This is a genomic window from Paragemmobacter amnigenus (assembly GCF_009908265.2).
In the GTDB taxonomy this organism is placed as follows: Bacteria; Pseudomonadota; Alphaproteobacteria; order Rhodobacterales; family Rhodobacteraceae; genus Paragemmobacter; species Paragemmobacter amnigenus.
The window spans coordinates 198,138-212,540 of the sequence record NZ_JAAATX020000006.1 but is presented as its reverse complement, the minus strand read 5'-3'; the positions used below and the strand labels follow the sequence as shown (position 1 = coordinate 212,540).

Sequence of the window (14,403 nt, the reverse complement as noted above, 5' to 3'; positions counted from 1 at the left end):
CTCTTCATCTCGGCCCAAATACCCGACTTCGCGTCACCACGGGCGCCAGCGCTGTGGTTGAGGGGGGGGATATTTGGGGCCGAGATGAAGTCAGCCGTTCAGGACCGGATCATTCCGCCGCGATGCCTTCGGCGTCGGGGTCCCAGCCGGAGATGGCCTTGACCTCGAGGAATTCCTCGATCCCCCAGATGCCGCCCTCGCGCGCGCGGCCCGACGCCTTGACCCCGCCGAAGGGCGAGCCCGCGCCGCGGGATTTGCCGTTCATTTCCACCATGCCCGCGCGGAGCTGGCGGGCAAGGCGGTTGCGGCGCGTGCCGTCCTGCGACTGGACATAGTTGGTCAGGCCGTAGGGGGTGTCGTTGGCGATCTGCACGGCTTCGGCTTCGGTGTCGAAGGGGATGATCGACAGGACGGGGCCGAAGATTTCCTTGCGCTCGATCGTCATGCCGGGTTTGACGTCGGCAAAGACGGTGGGGCGGACGAAGTAGCCCTTGTTCATCCCCTCGGGCAGGCCGAGGCCGCCTGCGACGAGGCGCGCGCCTTCCTCGATCCCTTTCTGGATGTAGCCCTGTATCTGGTCCCATTGCCGCTTGTTCACCACGGGGCCGATGTGGCGGCCGGGTTCGTGGGCAGAGGCGACCTTGGTGGACTCGGCCACCTGCTTGGCGATTTCCACGGCGCGGTCATAGGCGGGGCGTTCCACCAGCATCCGCGTGGGGGCGTTGCAGCTTTGGCCGGAATTGTTGAAGCAGTGCTTCACGCCCCGTTCCACGGCGCGGTCGTCGGCATCGGCGAAGATCAGGTTGGCGCCCTTGCCCCCCAGTTCCAGCGTGACGCGTTTAAGGGTTTCGGCGGCGGCCTTGCTGATCGCCTTGCCCGCGCGGGTGGAGCCGGTGAAGGAGATCATTTCCACATCCGGATGGGTGGATAGGCGCGACCCGACCCCCGCGCCGTCGCCGTTCACAAGGTTGAAGACGCCCGCAGGCACGCCCGCGTCATGGACGAATTCGGCGAAGAGGAGCGAGGAGAGCGGCGATTCCTCGGACGGTTTCAGGACGCAGGTGCAGCCTGCGAGGAGCGCGGGGATCACCTTCAGCGTCACCTGGTTCATCGGCCAGTTCCACGGCGTGATCAGGCCCACGACGCCGATGGGTTCCAGCGCGATCCGGTCATTCGGTGCGTGGGGGCCGAGGGGGCGGACCCATTCGATATGGTCGAAGGCGGTCAGGAAGTTCTTGAGGTGCCAGGGCAGGCAGGGCGCCTGGCTGTCGCGCGACATGTCGATGGGTGCGCCCATTTCGAGGGAGATGGCCTGCGCCATTTCCTCGGCCCGCTTTTCGTACTGGGCGAGGATGGCTTCGACATAGGCCTTGCGTTCGGCGGGGGGCGTGGCGGCCCAAGCGGGGAAGGCGCGCTTGGCGGCGGCGACGGCGGCATCGGTGTCGGCGGCCGAGCCAAGCGAGATGATGGCGCAGGCATCCTCGGTCGAGGGGTCGATCACCGCGCAGTCATTCGGGGCAAGGGGGGCCGTCCAGCGGCCGTCGATGTAGAAATCGCGCTTGATGAGCATGGGAGCCTCCAGAGGTTAACGGGAAGGTGGCAGGGCAAGGGGGCGGGGGCAAGTGGCGCAGCGACATTTCCTGTCGCGGATGGGCGGAGGTTGGCGCAAGGGGCGCAGGACAAATTCCTTCGCAGGAATTTGCAAAAGTTTCCGAAAACTTTTGCGGCACGGTGCGCTGTGCTGCGGGCGGGACGGGACAGGGGGAAAAACGTCTTCGCCGGATGGGGTGGGCCGGATCATCCTTCTAATTTGGCGGTGAAATCCGCAAGGGGGATGAAACCCTGTTCCGATTGGCGTATCTGTAATGCGAATGTTTGACAGGAGACTGGCCATGGCCGTTCGCATCAACGACATCGCTCCCGATTTCACTGCCGAGTCCACTGCGGGGACCATCCGGTTCCATGACTGGCTGGGCGACAGCTACGGGATCATCTTTTCCCACCCGCGCGACTTCACCCCGGTCTGCACCACGGAATTCGGCGCGGTGGCGCAGCTGGCGGGCGAATGGGCCAAGCGGAACACGAAGGTTCTGGGGGTGTCGGTCGATTCGGTGGGCGATCACCAGAAGTGGAAGCGGGATATCGAGGCGTTCGGGGGTGCTCCGGCCGAGTTCCCGATCATCGACGACTCGTCGCTGACCGTGGCCAAGGCCTATGACATGCTGCCCGCAGATTACTACACCCCGTCGGAGGGCCGCACGCCCGCGCATACGGCGACGGTGCGGACGGTCTATATCATCGGGCCGGACAAGAAGGTGCGGCTGACGATGACCTATCCGATGTCGGTCGGCCGGAACTTCGCCGAGATCCTGCGCGCGCTGGATGCGGTGCGGGCGACCGATGGCGTGCCGCTGGCCGCGCCGGCCAACTGGGTGCCCGGTCAGGACATGATCGTGGCGCTGGCGCTGACGGACGAGCAGGCGCGCGAGCGGTTCGGGGAGCTGGATGTCAGGTTGCCGTATTTGCGGTTTGCGAAGGTGGGCGGAAAGTGATGCACAGTCGTGATCGCGCGAAGGGGTGGCTTTGCCACTTTGCGCGATCTGCTCTGGCAATAAGCGGGGCTTGGGTATAGTCGAGCCGTAGACCTTGCCGCTTGTGGTTCCATGAAAGTCATTGTGATCAATCCCGCCTTCCATGTGGGGCGGCGCCGCTTTCAGGAGGAGCAGCTTGCGCGGCTGGGCCTCGAGGCGGTTTTCATCGATGCCGTATCGCTCGAGGATGTGCCGGACAGTTTCTGCCAGAAGGCCGCGGATAGCTGGACTCGGGGGGTCTGGCGCAAGGATATCGCCTGTTTCCTGTCCCATCGTCGCGCCTGGGAGGCGGTGGCGGCAGGTGGCGAGGCCTGCGCGATCATCGAGGATGACGTGGTGCTGTCGTCGCGGACCAAGGCGGTGCTGGACCATCTGGCGGCGCATCCGGCGGGCGATGACGTGATCTATGATCTGGAATATGTGCTGCGGCGGCATCTGCTGGCGAAGTCGGCGGAGTGGTCGGTCGAGGGGATCGGGCGAGCGGTACGCATCCACCAGAACAAGAACGGGCTGGGAGCCTATTGGATCGGTCCGCAGGCGGCGGCGCGGATGGCGGAGGAAGAGCAGATCTACGCCATGGCGGATGCCTATTTCTGGACGCGGCCATGGGCGCGGTTCCGGCAGATCGAACCGGCCATCGGTGTGCAGATGGATTATTTCGCGGATTACCCCAAGCTCGAGCGTTTGCCCGTCGCGTCGACCGAGCGCATGTTCAAGGGCGCGGCAACATTGCGCGGCAAGATGCGCCGGCTGCGGCTGACGCTGGATGCGCTGCCATCATGGGTCGCGGGGCAACTGTTCGGGGTGAGCCGGATGCTGGAGATCCGGCGCGGGGAATTCGAGCGGGGCGAAACGATCCGGTGATCCGTCACACCGCGATCCAGCGGGCGGGCAGGATGTCGGGATTCGACAGGGACGGGTTCGCGAACCAGCGGCGTGGCGCGATCGTGATCGCGTCGGGGCGCGGGTCAAGCCATGCTGCCCACCATGAAAAGGTCGAATTGGCGATGATGTGGTGGCGGCATGCCGACATCAGGCGAAGATCCTCGTGCGGGACATCGGGGCCGTTGTGGCCGGGCACATGCATCGGCAGGCCAAGGTCCAGATTTGTGCGCACCCAATCGGGATCGTCCGAAAAGACATAGAGCGACGGGGTGCGGCCGGTGCGCTCGGTCAGAGCGGCGATGGCCCGGCGGTAATGGGCGGCGTCACAGGTGCCGTGGGTGGTTGCGCCTTTTGCGTCCGACACGTAGTCGCCCCGCCGCATATGAAGCGAGACGGCATCCCCGTCGGCAGCGATGCGGGCAAGCCAGCCGGCATTTTCGGCGGAAGGAGCGGTGACGATCGAGAGCTCGTGGCGCAAGGCAGGCAGCGCGTCGGAGAAATAGGCTTCGGACTGGAAATAGCCGTGCAGATAGGTGCCGTCCGGTGCGTCAAGGACGGCGCTGTTCAGGCCGAGACCGCGTTCACGGAGGAAGCGGGGGTTGCGCCCGAACCGCCGCCAGAGGAGATGGGCCAGAGGGCGCGACCGGTCTGGCGGCAGATCGGCGTCGCGCGCGATGCGTGCCTCGATGGCGAAGTGGTGCAGCCCGTAGACGGAATGTGCGGGACCGCCACGGCCAAGTTCGCGCGTGTCGAGAAGCAGGCCGGTTCCGCGGCGCAGGGCGAGCGCCCGACCGGCGGCATACTGGAAAAGCTGGTTGCCCAGACCGCCTGCAAGGCGCACGTGGATCATGTCCGGTTCCTGGTACTTCTTTCGATCGCTCGCATTATGAGATATGCAAACTTAGCATAGAACACTCCAAACGCAGCAATGGGGTAGGCAAGAACGAGTAGCAAACGTTCCAGCCAAGTACTTTGACTAAGGAAAACGAGAAACATTGTTTTCCGGAAAAAGGGTTTGCGACGTATTTGGGTAGGATTAACCGCCTCGTTTCCCTGGTGTCGTCTCTTGTAAAGGCAAGTATCTGTTCTTGAACGTATCGGCATAGACTCCAATAGCCTGTAAAGCGCAGCCACGTCCATTCCAAAGCTGGTTGATTTAAAAGAAGTCCAGAATTCGTCTTTTAAATCAGCTTTTCGGAATATGCCATAGATAGGGTTGGCTTTTCCAAGAAGACCGGGTGATATAAAATACTTTATCCGACGAAACGGAACTGCACCAACAAAATTGAAAGAGCGATGATTGGCGGGGTGGTTTAAATACTTCCCCGCCGAGTCAATCGTCTGAATTGTACCGAAGGCCAGGCACGGCTCTTGTTGAGCAACCTGCAAAAGTTTCTCAATCCAATACTTATCTAGGAGATCGTCAGCGGCGGCCCAGCAGAAGTATTCGGTTTCACAGTTGTCAAAAACAAAACGAAAATTCTCAACTGCGCCAATATTCGCGGCCTGCTGTTTGAGCCGGATCCTATTGTCCATCGCGGCATATGCTTGTAAGATCTCTAGCGTATTGTCAGTCGAGCAATTGTCAGAAATAATTAGCACGAACTCACTGAAACTCTGGGACAAAACACTATCTAGCGCTTCGCGCAGGAATTGCTCGCCATTATAAACTGGCAAACCGATCGTCAGAAGCGGTTCATTTTTCATTCTTATTCCATTTCGATAGAGCGGCAAGAGCGCGTATCCTACTGCGGTAGGCTGCTCGCTCGAGAGATCGTTTCAATTCCGTTATAGCGGCACGTTGTGCCTTCACTTGTGCCACGGTGCCGCCAAGCGCCTCTGTCAGGTCGGAGACGCCGGAGGGGCTGGCGCAGGCGAAGGGGATGCCCGAGTGCCAGGTCATCTGCAGGAAGGTGTCGATCGGGCGGTCGAAACGTTCCGTCAGGGCGAGCAGGCGTTCGGCTGCGGCGCGGCTGACGAGCTGGGCTGATGTGCGGAGCGGCAGGACGGCCGGACGGATCAGGGAAACGGAGCCTTCCGAGGCAAGTGTCCGGCCTGCGGGCAGGGGACGGGTCTGGAACTGGATATAGCCGAGCGAGTCGATGTGGCGGCAGGACAGCGCGAAGGCCGCCGGGAATTCGGGTCCGAGATCGACATCGTCCTCGAGCACCAGCGCGGCGTCGAGGTTGCGCGCCATGATCTCCGTCCAGACCTTGCGGTGGCTGAGGAAGCAGGCGATCTCGCCCGCGCCTATGCGGAAGGGATAGGGCGGGGCAAGGAGCGGTGTTGCGGAATAGGCCGCCTCCAGTGCGACGGGGTCCATCGCGCGGCCGTCTATGGCGGGCAGGATTTCGGTTGGACATGGGCTGATCGCAGCCAGACGCTGCGCCTGGGGACGGCGGGCGGTGGCGCGGTCGAGGTGGATGATGAAGCCCTGAACCTGCATCGGTGCCGCCCTGCGGGCGCGGGTCAGACCCGCGCCAGTTCCTCGATCGCGTCGGGAATGGGGTAGTGGTGGTTGCCCACGAACAGGCCGTTCACGTCGATGTATCCGGCGTTCTTCAGGCTGCCGTGGATGTCGTGGTCGAAGTGCTGCATCACCGGATTCTTGGCGAAGTTGCCCGCCACGATGGGGCGACATTCGAAGCCGCGGGCGGTGAGGTCGCGCACCACCTCGCGCCGGTCGTGCCCCGCGCCGGGGCGCAGCACGAGGGAGAAGCCGAACCAGCTGCTTTCGCCGGTTTCCTGCTGGATGATGAACTTGGGATGGTTCTGCATCCTGTCCTGGAACAGCGCGCCATTTGCGCGGCGGCCTGCGATGAGGGCGGGAAGTTTCCTCAACTGCTCCTGCCCGATGGCGCCGGACATCTCCAATGGCCTCAGGTTGTAACCCGGCAGTACGAAGCGGAAGCTTTCCTCGAAGGGATCGTCCGACTTCTCGCCCGTCAGGCGGTTGAACTTGGGCAGATTGCGGGTCCAGCCATGCGCCCGCAGGGACAGCATGACGTGGTAAAGCTCTTCGTCATCGGTGGTGACGATGCCGCCTTCCATGGTCGAGATGTGATGCGAGAAGAAGGCCGAATAGCTGCCCATCACCCCTTGGGTGCCACACTGGCGACCGTTGAAGGTGGCACCCATCGATTCGCAATTGTCCTCGATCATCACGATCGGACGGTCACCGATGATGGCGCGGATGCGGTCGAAATCGTTGGGGTTGCCCAGAAGGTTGACCACCATGATGGCGCGGGTGCGGTCTGTCACCGCTTCGGCCAGCGCGTCGAGGTCGTAGTTCAGCGTGTGCAGGTCGATATCGACGAACTTCATCCGCAGGCCGTACTGGCCGAGGGGGGCGTAGGTCGTGCTCCATGACACGGCGGGAACGATGATCTCGTCCCCCCGTTGCAGGCGCAGGGCGGGGTTCGAGGTGTAGAACAGCGCCGCCGTCATCAGCAAGTTCGCGGAGGAGCCGGAATTGACCATGATCGCATGGGCAGACCCGAACTGCCGTGCGAACTGCGCCTCGAAGGCCGCGACCTCGGCCCCCATGGAATAGCGGTCGGATGTGATGACGCGCTGGATCGCGTCATATTCCGCCTGATCCCAGGACGAGGTGGCGAGCGGATAGCGGAAGGTCATGCGGCGACCCTTTCAAGGTAGAAGTCATAGGTGCGGCGCAGGCCGTCCCGCAATGAGGTCGGTGCCTGCCAGCCCCATGCAGACAGGCACGAGACATCGGACAGCTTGCGCTTCATCCCGACGGGTCGGGAAAGATCATGCACGAAGCGCCCTGTCCAGCCCACAACCTCGGCGGCGGCGGCGTAATAGTCGTTGATGCTGTGGTCATGGCCGAGGCCGACATTCATCAGGTCTGGCAAGGTGTCGATCCTGTCCAGTGCCCGCAGCGTCGCGTCCGCCAGATCGCCGGCATAGAGAAACTCGCGCCGCGCGGTGCCATCCCCCCAGATTTCTACGCTATCTGACCCGGCCTGCTTTGCCTGATGCACCTTGTGGATCACGGCGGGCACGAGGTGCGAATGTGCCGGGTCGAACTTGTCATGGCGACCGTAAAGATTGCACGGGATCAGCGTCTTGTAGTGCAGCGAGGCATCTTCGCGGCGGATATACTGGCACAGCCGCGTGGCAAGGATCTTGGCGATGGCATAGCCTTCGTTGGTGGGTTCCAGCTCGCCCGTCAGCACCATGTCCTCGGACAGAGGTGTGTCCATCCCGCGCGGATACATGCAGGTCGAGGCGAGGTTGATAAAGCGGGTGATGCCCGCTTCCCGCGCGCCCAGAATGACCGACTGGCCGATTGCGGCGTTGATGACAAGAAAGTCGACTGGCCGCGCCATGTTCGCCTGTATCCCGCCCACCAGCCCCGCCGCGTGGATGACGGCATCGGGTCGATGGTCGGCCAGCCAGCGGCGGACCGCGGCGGCATCTGTCAGGTCGAGTTCCGCGCTGGAAGGGGCCAGCACCTGCCAGCCTGCGATTGCGGGATGTTCGCGCAGGTTGCGCCCGACCATGCCGCTGCCGCCGGTGATGAGTAGGCGGCCCTTTTCCCCAGCCATGCGCGCGCCCCCTCAGCCTTCGAGTGCCACGGGTTCGCTGTAGCCGTGCCGTTTCAGCAGAGCGGCACGCTGGGCCGCACGCAGGTCATGTTCCACCATCTCGCGGCACATTTCCTGTGCTGTGATCTGCGGCGTCCAGCCCAGCTTTTCGCGCGCCTTGGTCGGATCGCCCAGCAGCGTCTCGACCTCGGCCGGCCGGAAATAGCGCGGGTCGATCCGCAAGACCACCTGCCCCGGTTTCACGGCGGGCGCGCTGTTCGAGGTGACGGCATCCACCACCGCGACCTCGTTCACGCCCTCGCCTTCGAAGCGCAGCCTTATGCCCAGTTCGGCAGCGGTCCACTGGATGAATTCGCGCACGGAATACTGCACGCCCGTGGCGATCACGAAATCGTCCGGCGCGTCCTGCTGCAGCATCATCCACTGCATCCGCACGTAATCCTTGGCGTGGCCCCAGTCGCGCAACGCATCGATGTTGCCCATGTAAAGGCACTCTTCCAGCCCTTGCGCGATGTTGCACAGGCCGCGGGTGATCTTGCGGGTCACGAAGGTCTCGCCCCGCCGCGGGCTCTCGTGGTTGAAGAGGATGCCGTTGCAGGCATACATCCCGTAGGCCTCGCGGTAGTTCACCGTGATCCAATAGGCGTACATCTTCGCCACCGCATAGGGGCTGCGGGGATGGAAGGGCGTCGTCTCGCGCTGGGGGGTTTCCTGCACGAGGCCGTAAAGTTCTGACGTAGAGGCCTGATAGAAGCGCGCCTTCTTCTCCAAGCCCAGAAAGCGGATCGCCTCGAGCAGGCGCAGCGTGCCGATGGCATCCACATCCGCAGTGTATTCCGGCGCTTCGAAGCTGACCGCGACATGGGACTGCGCGCCGAGGTTGTAGACCTCGTCCGGCTCCACCTCGCGCAGGATGCGGGTGAGGTTCGAGGTGTCGCTCAGGTCGCCGTAATGCAGCTTCAGCCGCGGGTCGGGATTGTGCGGGTCCTGGAAGATGTGGTCGATCCGCGCCGTGTTGAACAGCGAGGCACGGCGCTTGATGCCATGCACCTCGTAGCCCTTTTCGAGCAGGAGTTCGGCAAGATAGGAGCCGTCCTGTCCGGTGATGCCGGTGATGAGTGCGCGTTTCATGGCCGTTCCCTTGTGTAACGCCCGCTCAACGCGTGCGGCGCAGATACCCGTTCGGCGCAACCGAAATCTGGAGTTTGGCATCCATTGCGTGGTCGATCTCGAAGCCGGGATTGCGCGACAGAAATTCGCGCATGCCGGTCATGGCGTTGTCTCCGACGTCCCACGGACGGTCGCTATACATCGCGGACGGAAGGTTCTCGATCACGGTGTCGAACACGACGCAATAACTTCCGACGGTAACCATCGGCGCATAGGCTTCGAGTTCCCGCAGCACGTGATCGTGGGTGTGGTTGCTATCGAGGCAGACGAGCACGGTTCCCGCGTCCCCGATCTCCTGCCGCACGCGGGCGACGATGTCGGGGTCGACCGACGATCCCTGGATCATCGTGATCCGCTTTGACATCGGGTGCGCCTCGATTGCGGCGCGGTTATGTTCCCGGATGTCGATGTCGACACCGACCACACGGCGCTTCGGCCTTGCGGGGTCAAGCGTGGTGCCCGCCTCGGTCGCGTCGCAGAGGTCGAGCATGGCGAGAAGCGAGGCGGAAAGCACCAGCGAACCGCCATGTGCGATGCCGGTCTCGACGATCACATCGGGGCGGACCTTCCAGACCAGCTCCTGCAGGGCACAGATGTCCTGCGGGTATTGGATGATGGGGCGTCCCATCCAGAACCAGTTGTAGGAATATCTTGCCTCGATGGAGCGCTCCATGAAACCGGATGCGGCGGTCCGCAGGTCGGCATTCTGCGCGGCTCCCGCAAGGCGGGTTTCGACTTCGCGTTCGAATTCAGTCATCACTCATTCCCTTGCAAACGAATTCCGGACCGACCAGCGACTGAATTTCCGCCAAGTAGTTCGGATTCATGACATTTATGACGGTGCCATACGCCAATCCGGCAAGTCCGGCAGCAGGCGACAGCACCTCGAGCCCCGTGGCAGGCAGGAATTTGCCCTGTTTCGCGGGATTGATGTCGATCACCCGATCGACGGGGTGCCCGGCGCGTTCGCGCAGGAGAGAGAAGATGACGCCCTTGGAACCGCCGCCCCAGACGATGCAGGGGCCGGTTTCGGCGCCGGCCTCCTGCGCCAGGTGCTGGATGAAATCGGTCGGAAAATCCGCCGCGTCGGCAAGGTCGCGTTCGGGCCTGCGCAGCGTGGAAAGATCCCCCACGATCTGGAGATACTGGCCACCGAAGCCGTGGCCGGCATGAAGCAGGCGGCCGAAAATCCGCCGGAAGTCGCCAAGCCGGAAATAGTTCACATGTTCGTAGAAGATGTCGAACCATGCACGCTTGCGGCATATCCAGTCGAAGCAGGGCACCTCGATATAGATCAGACCGCGATTCCCGTTGGCGGCGGCAAGGCGGAACAGGAAGGATACCGGATCCTCGATATGTTCGAGCACGTGGCGCAGGATCAGCCCGTCGCCGCGGATACCGAGGTCTTCGGAAAAATACTCGCGCCGGACGCGGGGGTTGGAACCTTCATAGGTCGGATCGTATCCGACAAGATCGGCCCCCCGCGCCAGCATCAGTTCGAGGAAGGTTCCCTTGCCGCAGCCGACCTCGACCAGCCGCTGGTTGCCCATCGTGGTTTCGATCAGGCCCGCCACACGGGCGAGATGGTCTTGGAAGGCGGCGCTCAGGCTTTGTTCGTTGTTGTAGAAGCTGTCGTAATCCATGATCGCCGCATCGAAGGCGGCGTTCCGGACGAGACCGGTCGAAAGGTCCTCGACCAGTCGAATGTCGGCTTTCGGGCAGTTGCGCGCGGCGTCACGGCTTTCGTAAAGCCGGTTCTGGAACAGCGGAAAGGCTGTCTGGCGATACAACTCGCGTTCAACGCTCACTCGTGGCCTCTTTGATCGGAGTGGGCTCGCCGATCACGCAGGGGGGATCGGTGAGATTGTCTGGGCGGGCTCCGAAACGGAGAAGGTCCGTGCGGCCATACCGTTCTGCAACCGCCGTGGCAAGTTCGGCGACGGTCTGGCCGCGACCCGAGCAGATGTTGATCGCCCCCGTCATGTCGGACAGCGCGACGGCGGCGATACGACGCCCGGCCTCCGACACGTCGAGGAAGTCCCGGATCTGGCGGCCGGATGTGAGTTCTGCCGTCCTGCCTTCGGACAGCGCGGAATGCAGATATGGCACGAGTCGGTTGGCATGCTCGCCCTCGCCGTGAAGATAGAAGAGCCGGCACCAGGCAAAGGATAGGCCGGCAGTCGGCAGGACCGATTGAAGGGTCTGCCAGCATGCTGCCTTGGCCATGGCATAGGGGGTTTCGGGTCCGAGCGGCGAGGTCGTCGCCAGATAGCCCCGCGACAGGTCGTATTCGAAGCAGGTGCCGATCCCGACGATGCGGCGCACACCCGCATCCATGGCCGCCTCGGCCATTCTCAGGGTGCCTGCAAGGCACGACAGGTTGCGGGGCGATTGCAGATACTTGCCGGGTTCGGTGTACCATGCGGTATGGATAATGGTATCGAAGCCGTCGAGCAGCAGCCGCCATGCGGCTGCATCCAGCGCGAAGAGGTCGTCGCAGGCGATCGTCTGCAGACCGTCCGGCGCCTCTTTTCCCGGGCGGACAAGGCAGACCGGCGATTGGCCAAGGTCCACCAGATGCCGCGCAACCTGTCGGCCGACAAAGCCTGTCGCTCCGGTAAGAAGGATGCGCATTACAGCCGACCTTCGATCGTGAGGGGCGCTTGGAGTGCAAAGTCCGGATGATCCAGGTCACGTTCCGAGACGACGGTGACGGGAAATGGCCAACGGATTCCGATGGCGGGGTCATCGTGCCGCAGTCCCCCTTCGGCTTGCGGACTGTACGGGGCAGAGACCATGTAGTGGATTTCCGTGCCATCAACGAGGGTCTGGAACCCGTGCGCAAAGCCCTCGGGGACATACAGCATTCTGCGGTTTTCCGCATCCAGGTTTACACCGGTCCATTGCCCGTAAGTTGGCGATCCCGCGCGCATATCCACGATGGCATCGAAGATCGCGCCCGCAGTGCAGCGGACGAGTTTCACTTCGGCATGTGGTGGGCGCTGGAAATGCATGCCGCGCACCGTGCCGCATCTGGCGCTGAATGACGTGTTGCACTGCGCCCAGCGGGTGGCGAGGCCGTGTCGCCCGAATTCCTCGGTGCAGAAGACGCGGGCAAAAAGCCCCCGTTCATCGCCGCGGGGTTCGATGTCGATCAGATAAGCCCCCGAAAGGGGCAGTTCGGTGAATTTCATTCTGCTTCCCCGAAACCGGCAATCTGGTCCCGCACACGCGCGGCCGGATCCGCGCCGGTCGCGACGTCGCGATACCAGCCCACGGTTTCCGCGACGGCGCGGGCAAAGTCCCAGCGCGGCTGCCAGCCGAGCATCAGGCGCGCGCGTTCGATGGACAGGGCAAGGCGGCCCGCCTCGTGCGGGGCGGCGGGATCGGTTGCATCGGACCATTCACCGGCCCAATGCCGCCGCGCCTCTTGCACCAGGTCGCCGACGCTGCGCTGGTCTGCGGGTTCGGGACCGAAGTTGAAGCCATCCTCGAAGCGGGCGGCGTCGGGGCCGGACAGGCGTTCGGCCAGCAGCAGGTAACCGGCGAGCGGATCGAGCACATGCTGCCATGGCCTGACAGCGTGGCGGTTGCGGACGGGCAGCGCGCGACCCGCCGCGAAGGCGCGGGCGAGATCGGGCAGGATCCGGTCCTCGGACCAGTCCCCGCCGCCGATCACGTTGCCCGCACGGGCCGTGGCCAGACGCACGGGGCCCGCCGTGAAGAATGCCTTGCGCCAGCTTGCAGCGACGAGTTCCGTTCCCGCCTTGGACGCGGAATAGGGATCGTGGCCGCCCAGCGGGTCCGTTTCGCGATAGGGGTGTTCCCATTCGCGGTTCTCGTAGACCTTGTCGGTCGTGACGACCACCACCGCGCAGGGCGTGTCGAGAGCGCGCACCGCCTCGAGCACATGGGCGGTTCCCATCACATTGGTGGACCAGGTCTCCAGCGGGTCGCGGTAGGACCGCCGGACGAGCGGCTGTGCGGCAAGATGCAGGACAACCTCGGGCTGCACCTCGCGCAGTCTTGCGGCCACGAGGACCGGATCGCGGATGTCACCTGCTAGATGGTCCATGCGTGCGGCAAGGTCCAGTTGGTCGAACAGGGCAGGGCGCGTATCGGGCGGAAGGGCGAGGCCCGCCACCTGCGCGCCCCGGGACAGCAGCATCTCGGACAGCCAGCTTCCCTTGAAGCCGGTATGGCCGGTGACCAGAACGCGCTTGCCGGACCAGAACCCCGCCATCGGTCAGGACCAGACCTTCCACGGCGCCCGGTTGCCGCGCCACAACTCCTCGAGCTGGTTCTTGTCGCGCAAGGTGTCCATCGCCGCCCAGAAACCGCCGTGACGGTAGACGCAAAGTTGCCCGTCGGCGGCAAGTCTTTCCAGCGGCTCGGATTCCCACGGTGTCGCATCGCCCGAAATGCGGCGCAGGACCGAGGGTTCGCAGACGAAGAAACCACCGTTGATCCATTGGCCGTCACCGACCGGCTTTTCCAGAAACCGCGTCACGCGACCCTCGGCAATGTCGAGCGCGCCATAGCGGCCCGGCGGCTGGATTGCGGTTACCGTCGCCTCGAGCCCCGCCTCGCGGTGGCGTGCGACGAGCGCCGTGACGTCCACATCCGCAACACCGTCGCCATAGGTCATGCAGAATGTGCCGTCGATATAATCCGCCACACGGCGCAGACGCCCGCCGGTCATCGTCGACTCGCCCGTATCCACCAGCGTGACGCGCCAGGGTTCGGCCTTGCGGTGGTGCACTTCCATCCGGTTCTCGGCCATGTCGAAGGTCACGTCGGACATGTGCAGGAAGTAGTTGGCGAAGTATTCCTTGATCACATAGCCCTTGTATCCGCAGCAGATCACGAAGTCGGTTATGCCGTGGGAGCCGTAGATCTTCATGATGTGCCAAAGGATCGGGCGGCCGCCGATCTCGATCATGGGTTTCGGGCGCAGATGCGACTCTTCGCTGATCCGTGTCCCTAGTCCACCTGCAAGGATGACGGCTTTCATTTCGATGCTCTGCCTGACGTAAGATAAGTCACTGACAATCCCGCACGGCCTCTGCGCCCTGCTTTGCGATCCCTGATAAAGCAAGTTGCGCAGGAAGGGGAATACGCAGATAACCACTTTGGTCTGTTTGTGCGAGTTGTGTCCGGTTTTGGTGCCTGAGCGCCATCGCCGG

15 protein-coding genes are annotated in these 14,403 nt (G+C 63.4%); 2 read left to right on the top strand and 13 right to left on the bottom strand.

What is annotated here, in order from left to right; genetic code table 11:
• Window positions 1-109: 109 nt before the first annotated feature.
• Window positions 110-1,570 carry an aldehyde dehydrogenase family protein gene (locus GU927_RS10330; RefSeq protein ID WP_161762356.1) on the bottom strand — a complete coding sequence of 487 codons (1,461 nt, stop codon included), beginning with the start codon at window positions 1,568-1,570 and terminating at the stop codon, window positions 110-112.
• Between the two features lie 322 nt (window positions 1,571-1,892).
• Between GU927_RS10330 and GU927_RS10325 the strand changes: the two genes are divergently transcribed.
• Together GU927_RS10325 and GU927_RS10320 are read left to right on the top strand one after the other, a co-directional pair.
• Window positions 1,893-2,552, top strand: a complete 660-nt coding sequence (locus GU927_RS10325; protein ID WP_161762355.1) for a peroxiredoxin — start codon at window positions 1,893-1,895, stop codon at window positions 2,550-2,552.
• Between the two features lie 111 nt (window positions 2,553-2,663).
• Window positions 2,664-3,455 (top strand): glycosyltransferase family 25 protein, encoded by a 792-nt coding sequence (locus tag GU927_RS10320; RefSeq protein ID WP_161762354.1) that lies wholly within the window; start codon window positions 2,664-2,666, stop codon window positions 3,453-3,455.
• A gap of 4 nt (window positions 3,456-3,459) precedes the next feature.
• Here the strand turns inward: GU927_RS10320 and GU927_RS10315 are convergent, their stop codons facing one another.
• Genes GU927_RS10315 through rfbF form a run of 12 tightly spaced genes read right to left on the bottom strand, consistent with a single transcriptional unit; the run spans window position 3,460 to window position 14,231 of the window.
• On the bottom strand, window positions 3,460-4,326 hold the full coding sequence (locus tag GU927_RS10315) for an alpha-1,2-fucosyltransferase (protein ID WP_161762353.1): 867 nt from the start codon (window positions 4,324-4,326) through the stop codon (window positions 3,460-3,462).
• Window positions 4,323-5,183 carry a glycosyltransferase family 2 protein gene (locus GU927_RS10310; RefSeq protein WP_161762352.1) on the bottom strand — a complete coding sequence of 287 codons (861 nt, stop codon included), beginning with the start codon at window positions 5,181-5,183 and terminating at the stop codon, window positions 4,323-4,325. The genes GU927_RS10315 and GU927_RS10310 overlap by 4 nt, the downstream gene beginning before the upstream one ends.
• Window positions 5,173-5,922 (bottom strand): glycosyltransferase family 25 protein, encoded by a 750-nt coding sequence (locus tag GU927_RS10305; RefSeq protein WP_161762351.1) that lies wholly within the window; start codon window positions 5,920-5,922, stop codon window positions 5,173-5,175. Before GU927_RS10305 ends, GU927_RS10310 begins: the two co-directional genes overlap by 11 nt.
• Window positions 5,923-5,945: 23 nt before the next feature.
• The gene (locus GU927_RS10300; protein WP_161762350.1) at window positions 5,946-7,112 is read right to left on the bottom strand and encodes a DegT/DnrJ/EryC1/StrS family aminotransferase; all 1,167 of its coding nucleotides are present in this window, start codon (window positions 7,110-7,112) and stop codon (window positions 5,946-5,948) included.
• Entirely contained in the window at window positions 7,109-8,047 is a 939-nt protein-coding gene (locus GU927_RS10295) for a GDP-L-fucose synthase family protein (RefSeq protein WP_161762349.1), read from the bottom strand. Before GU927_RS10295 ends, GU927_RS10300 begins: the two co-directional genes overlap by 4 nt.
• A 12-nt stretch (window positions 8,048-8,059) precedes the next feature.
• Window positions 8,060-9,178 (bottom strand): GDP-mannose 4,6-dehydratase, encoded by a 1,119-nt coding sequence (gmd, locus tag GU927_RS10290; RefSeq protein WP_161762348.1) that lies wholly within the window; start codon window positions 9,176-9,178, stop codon window positions 8,060-8,062.
• A gap of 25 nt (window positions 9,179-9,203) precedes the next feature.
• Window positions 9,204-9,974, bottom strand: a complete 771-nt coding sequence (locus GU927_RS10285; RefSeq protein ID WP_161762347.1) for a cephalosporin hydroxylase family protein — start codon at window positions 9,972-9,974, stop codon at window positions 9,204-9,206.
• Entirely contained in the window at window positions 9,967-11,025 is a 1,059-nt protein-coding gene (locus tag GU927_RS10280) for a class I SAM-dependent methyltransferase (protein WP_161762346.1), read from the bottom strand. The genes GU927_RS10285 and GU927_RS10280 overlap by 8 nt, the downstream gene beginning before the upstream one ends.
• Window positions 11,015-11,851: an NAD-dependent epimerase/dehydratase family protein gene (locus GU927_RS10275; RefSeq protein ID WP_161762345.1), complete on the bottom strand. Its 837-nt coding sequence runs from the start codon at window positions 11,849-11,851 to the stop codon at window positions 11,015-11,017. The genes GU927_RS10280 and GU927_RS10275 overlap by 11 nt, the downstream gene beginning before the upstream one ends.
• On the bottom strand, window positions 11,851-12,411 hold the full coding sequence (gene rfbC, locus GU927_RS10270; RefSeq protein WP_161762344.1) for a dTDP-4-dehydrorhamnose 3,5-epimerase: 561 nt from the start codon (window positions 12,409-12,411) through the stop codon (window positions 11,851-11,853). The genes GU927_RS10275 and rfbC overlap by 1 nt, the downstream gene beginning before the upstream one ends.
• Window positions 12,408-13,460 (bottom strand): CDP-glucose 4,6-dehydratase, encoded by a 1,053-nt coding sequence (gene rfbG / locus GU927_RS10265; RefSeq protein WP_161762343.1) that lies wholly within the window; start codon window positions 13,458-13,460, stop codon window positions 12,408-12,410. Before rfbG ends, rfbC begins: the two co-directional genes overlap by 4 nt.
• A gap of 3 nt (window positions 13,461-13,463) precedes the next feature.
• Complete coding sequence (rfbF, locus tag GU927_RS10260) at window positions 13,464-14,231, bottom strand: glucose-1-phosphate cytidylyltransferase (protein ID WP_161762342.1); 768 nt, start codon at window positions 14,229-14,231, stop codon at window positions 13,464-13,466.
• Window positions 14,232-14,403: the final 172 nt, after the last annotated feature.

Excerpts from the sequence above, each read along its gene's own strand:
- GU927_RS10300 (WP_161762350.1), bottom strand. The coding sequence starts at position 7,112 with ATGACCTTCCGCTATCCGCTCGCCACCTCGTCCTGGGATCAGGCGGAA.
- GU927_RS10295 (WP_161762349.1), bottom strand. The coding sequence starts at position 8,047 with ATGGCTGGGGAAAAGGGCCGCCTACTCATCACCGGCGGCAGCGGCATG.
- GU927_RS10275 (WP_161762345.1), bottom strand. The coding sequence starts at position 11,851 with ATGCGCATCCTTCTTACCGGAGCGACAGGCTTTGTCGGCCGACAGGTT.
- GU927_RS10305 (WP_161762351.1), bottom strand. The coding sequence starts at position 5,922 with ATGCAGGTTCAGGGCTTCATCATCCACCTCGACCGCGCCACCGCCCGC.
- GU927_RS10310 (WP_161762352.1), bottom strand. The coding sequence starts at position 5,183 with ATGAAAAATGAACCGCTTCTGACGATCGGTTTGCCAGTTTATAATGGC.
- rfbF (WP_161762342.1), bottom strand. The coding sequence starts at position 14,231 with ATGAAAGCCGTCATCCTTGCAGGTGGACTAGGGACACGGATCAGCGAA.
- GU927_RS10330 (WP_161762356.1), bottom strand. The coding sequence starts at position 1,570 with ATGCTCATCAAGCGCGATTTCTACATCGACGGCCGCTGGACGGCCCCC.
- rfbG (WP_161762343.1), bottom strand. The coding sequence starts at position 13,460 with ATGGCGGGGTTCTGGTCCGGCAAGCGCGTTCTGGTCACCGGCCATACC.
- GU927_RS10320 (WP_161762354.1), top strand. The coding sequence starts at position 2,664 with ATGAAAGTCATTGTGATCAATCCCGCCTTCCATGTGGGGCGGCGCCGC.
- GU927_RS10315 (WP_161762353.1), bottom strand. The coding sequence starts at position 4,326 with ATGATCCACGTGCGCCTTGCAGGCGGTCTGGGCAACCAGCTTTTCCAG.
- GU927_RS10285 (WP_161762347.1), bottom strand. The coding sequence starts at position 9,974 with ATGACTGAATTCGAACGCGAAGTCGAAACCCGCCTTGCGGGAGCCGCG.
- GU927_RS10325 (WP_161762355.1), top strand. The coding sequence starts at position 1,893 with ATGGCCGTTCGCATCAACGACATCGCTCCCGATTTCACTGCCGAGTCC.
- gmd (WP_161762348.1), bottom strand. The coding sequence starts at position 9,178 with ATGAAACGCGCACTCATCACCGGCATCACCGGACAGGACGGCTCCTAT.
- rfbC (WP_161762344.1), bottom strand. The coding sequence starts at position 12,411 with ATGAAATTCACCGAACTGCCCCTTTCGGGGGCTTATCTGATCGACATC.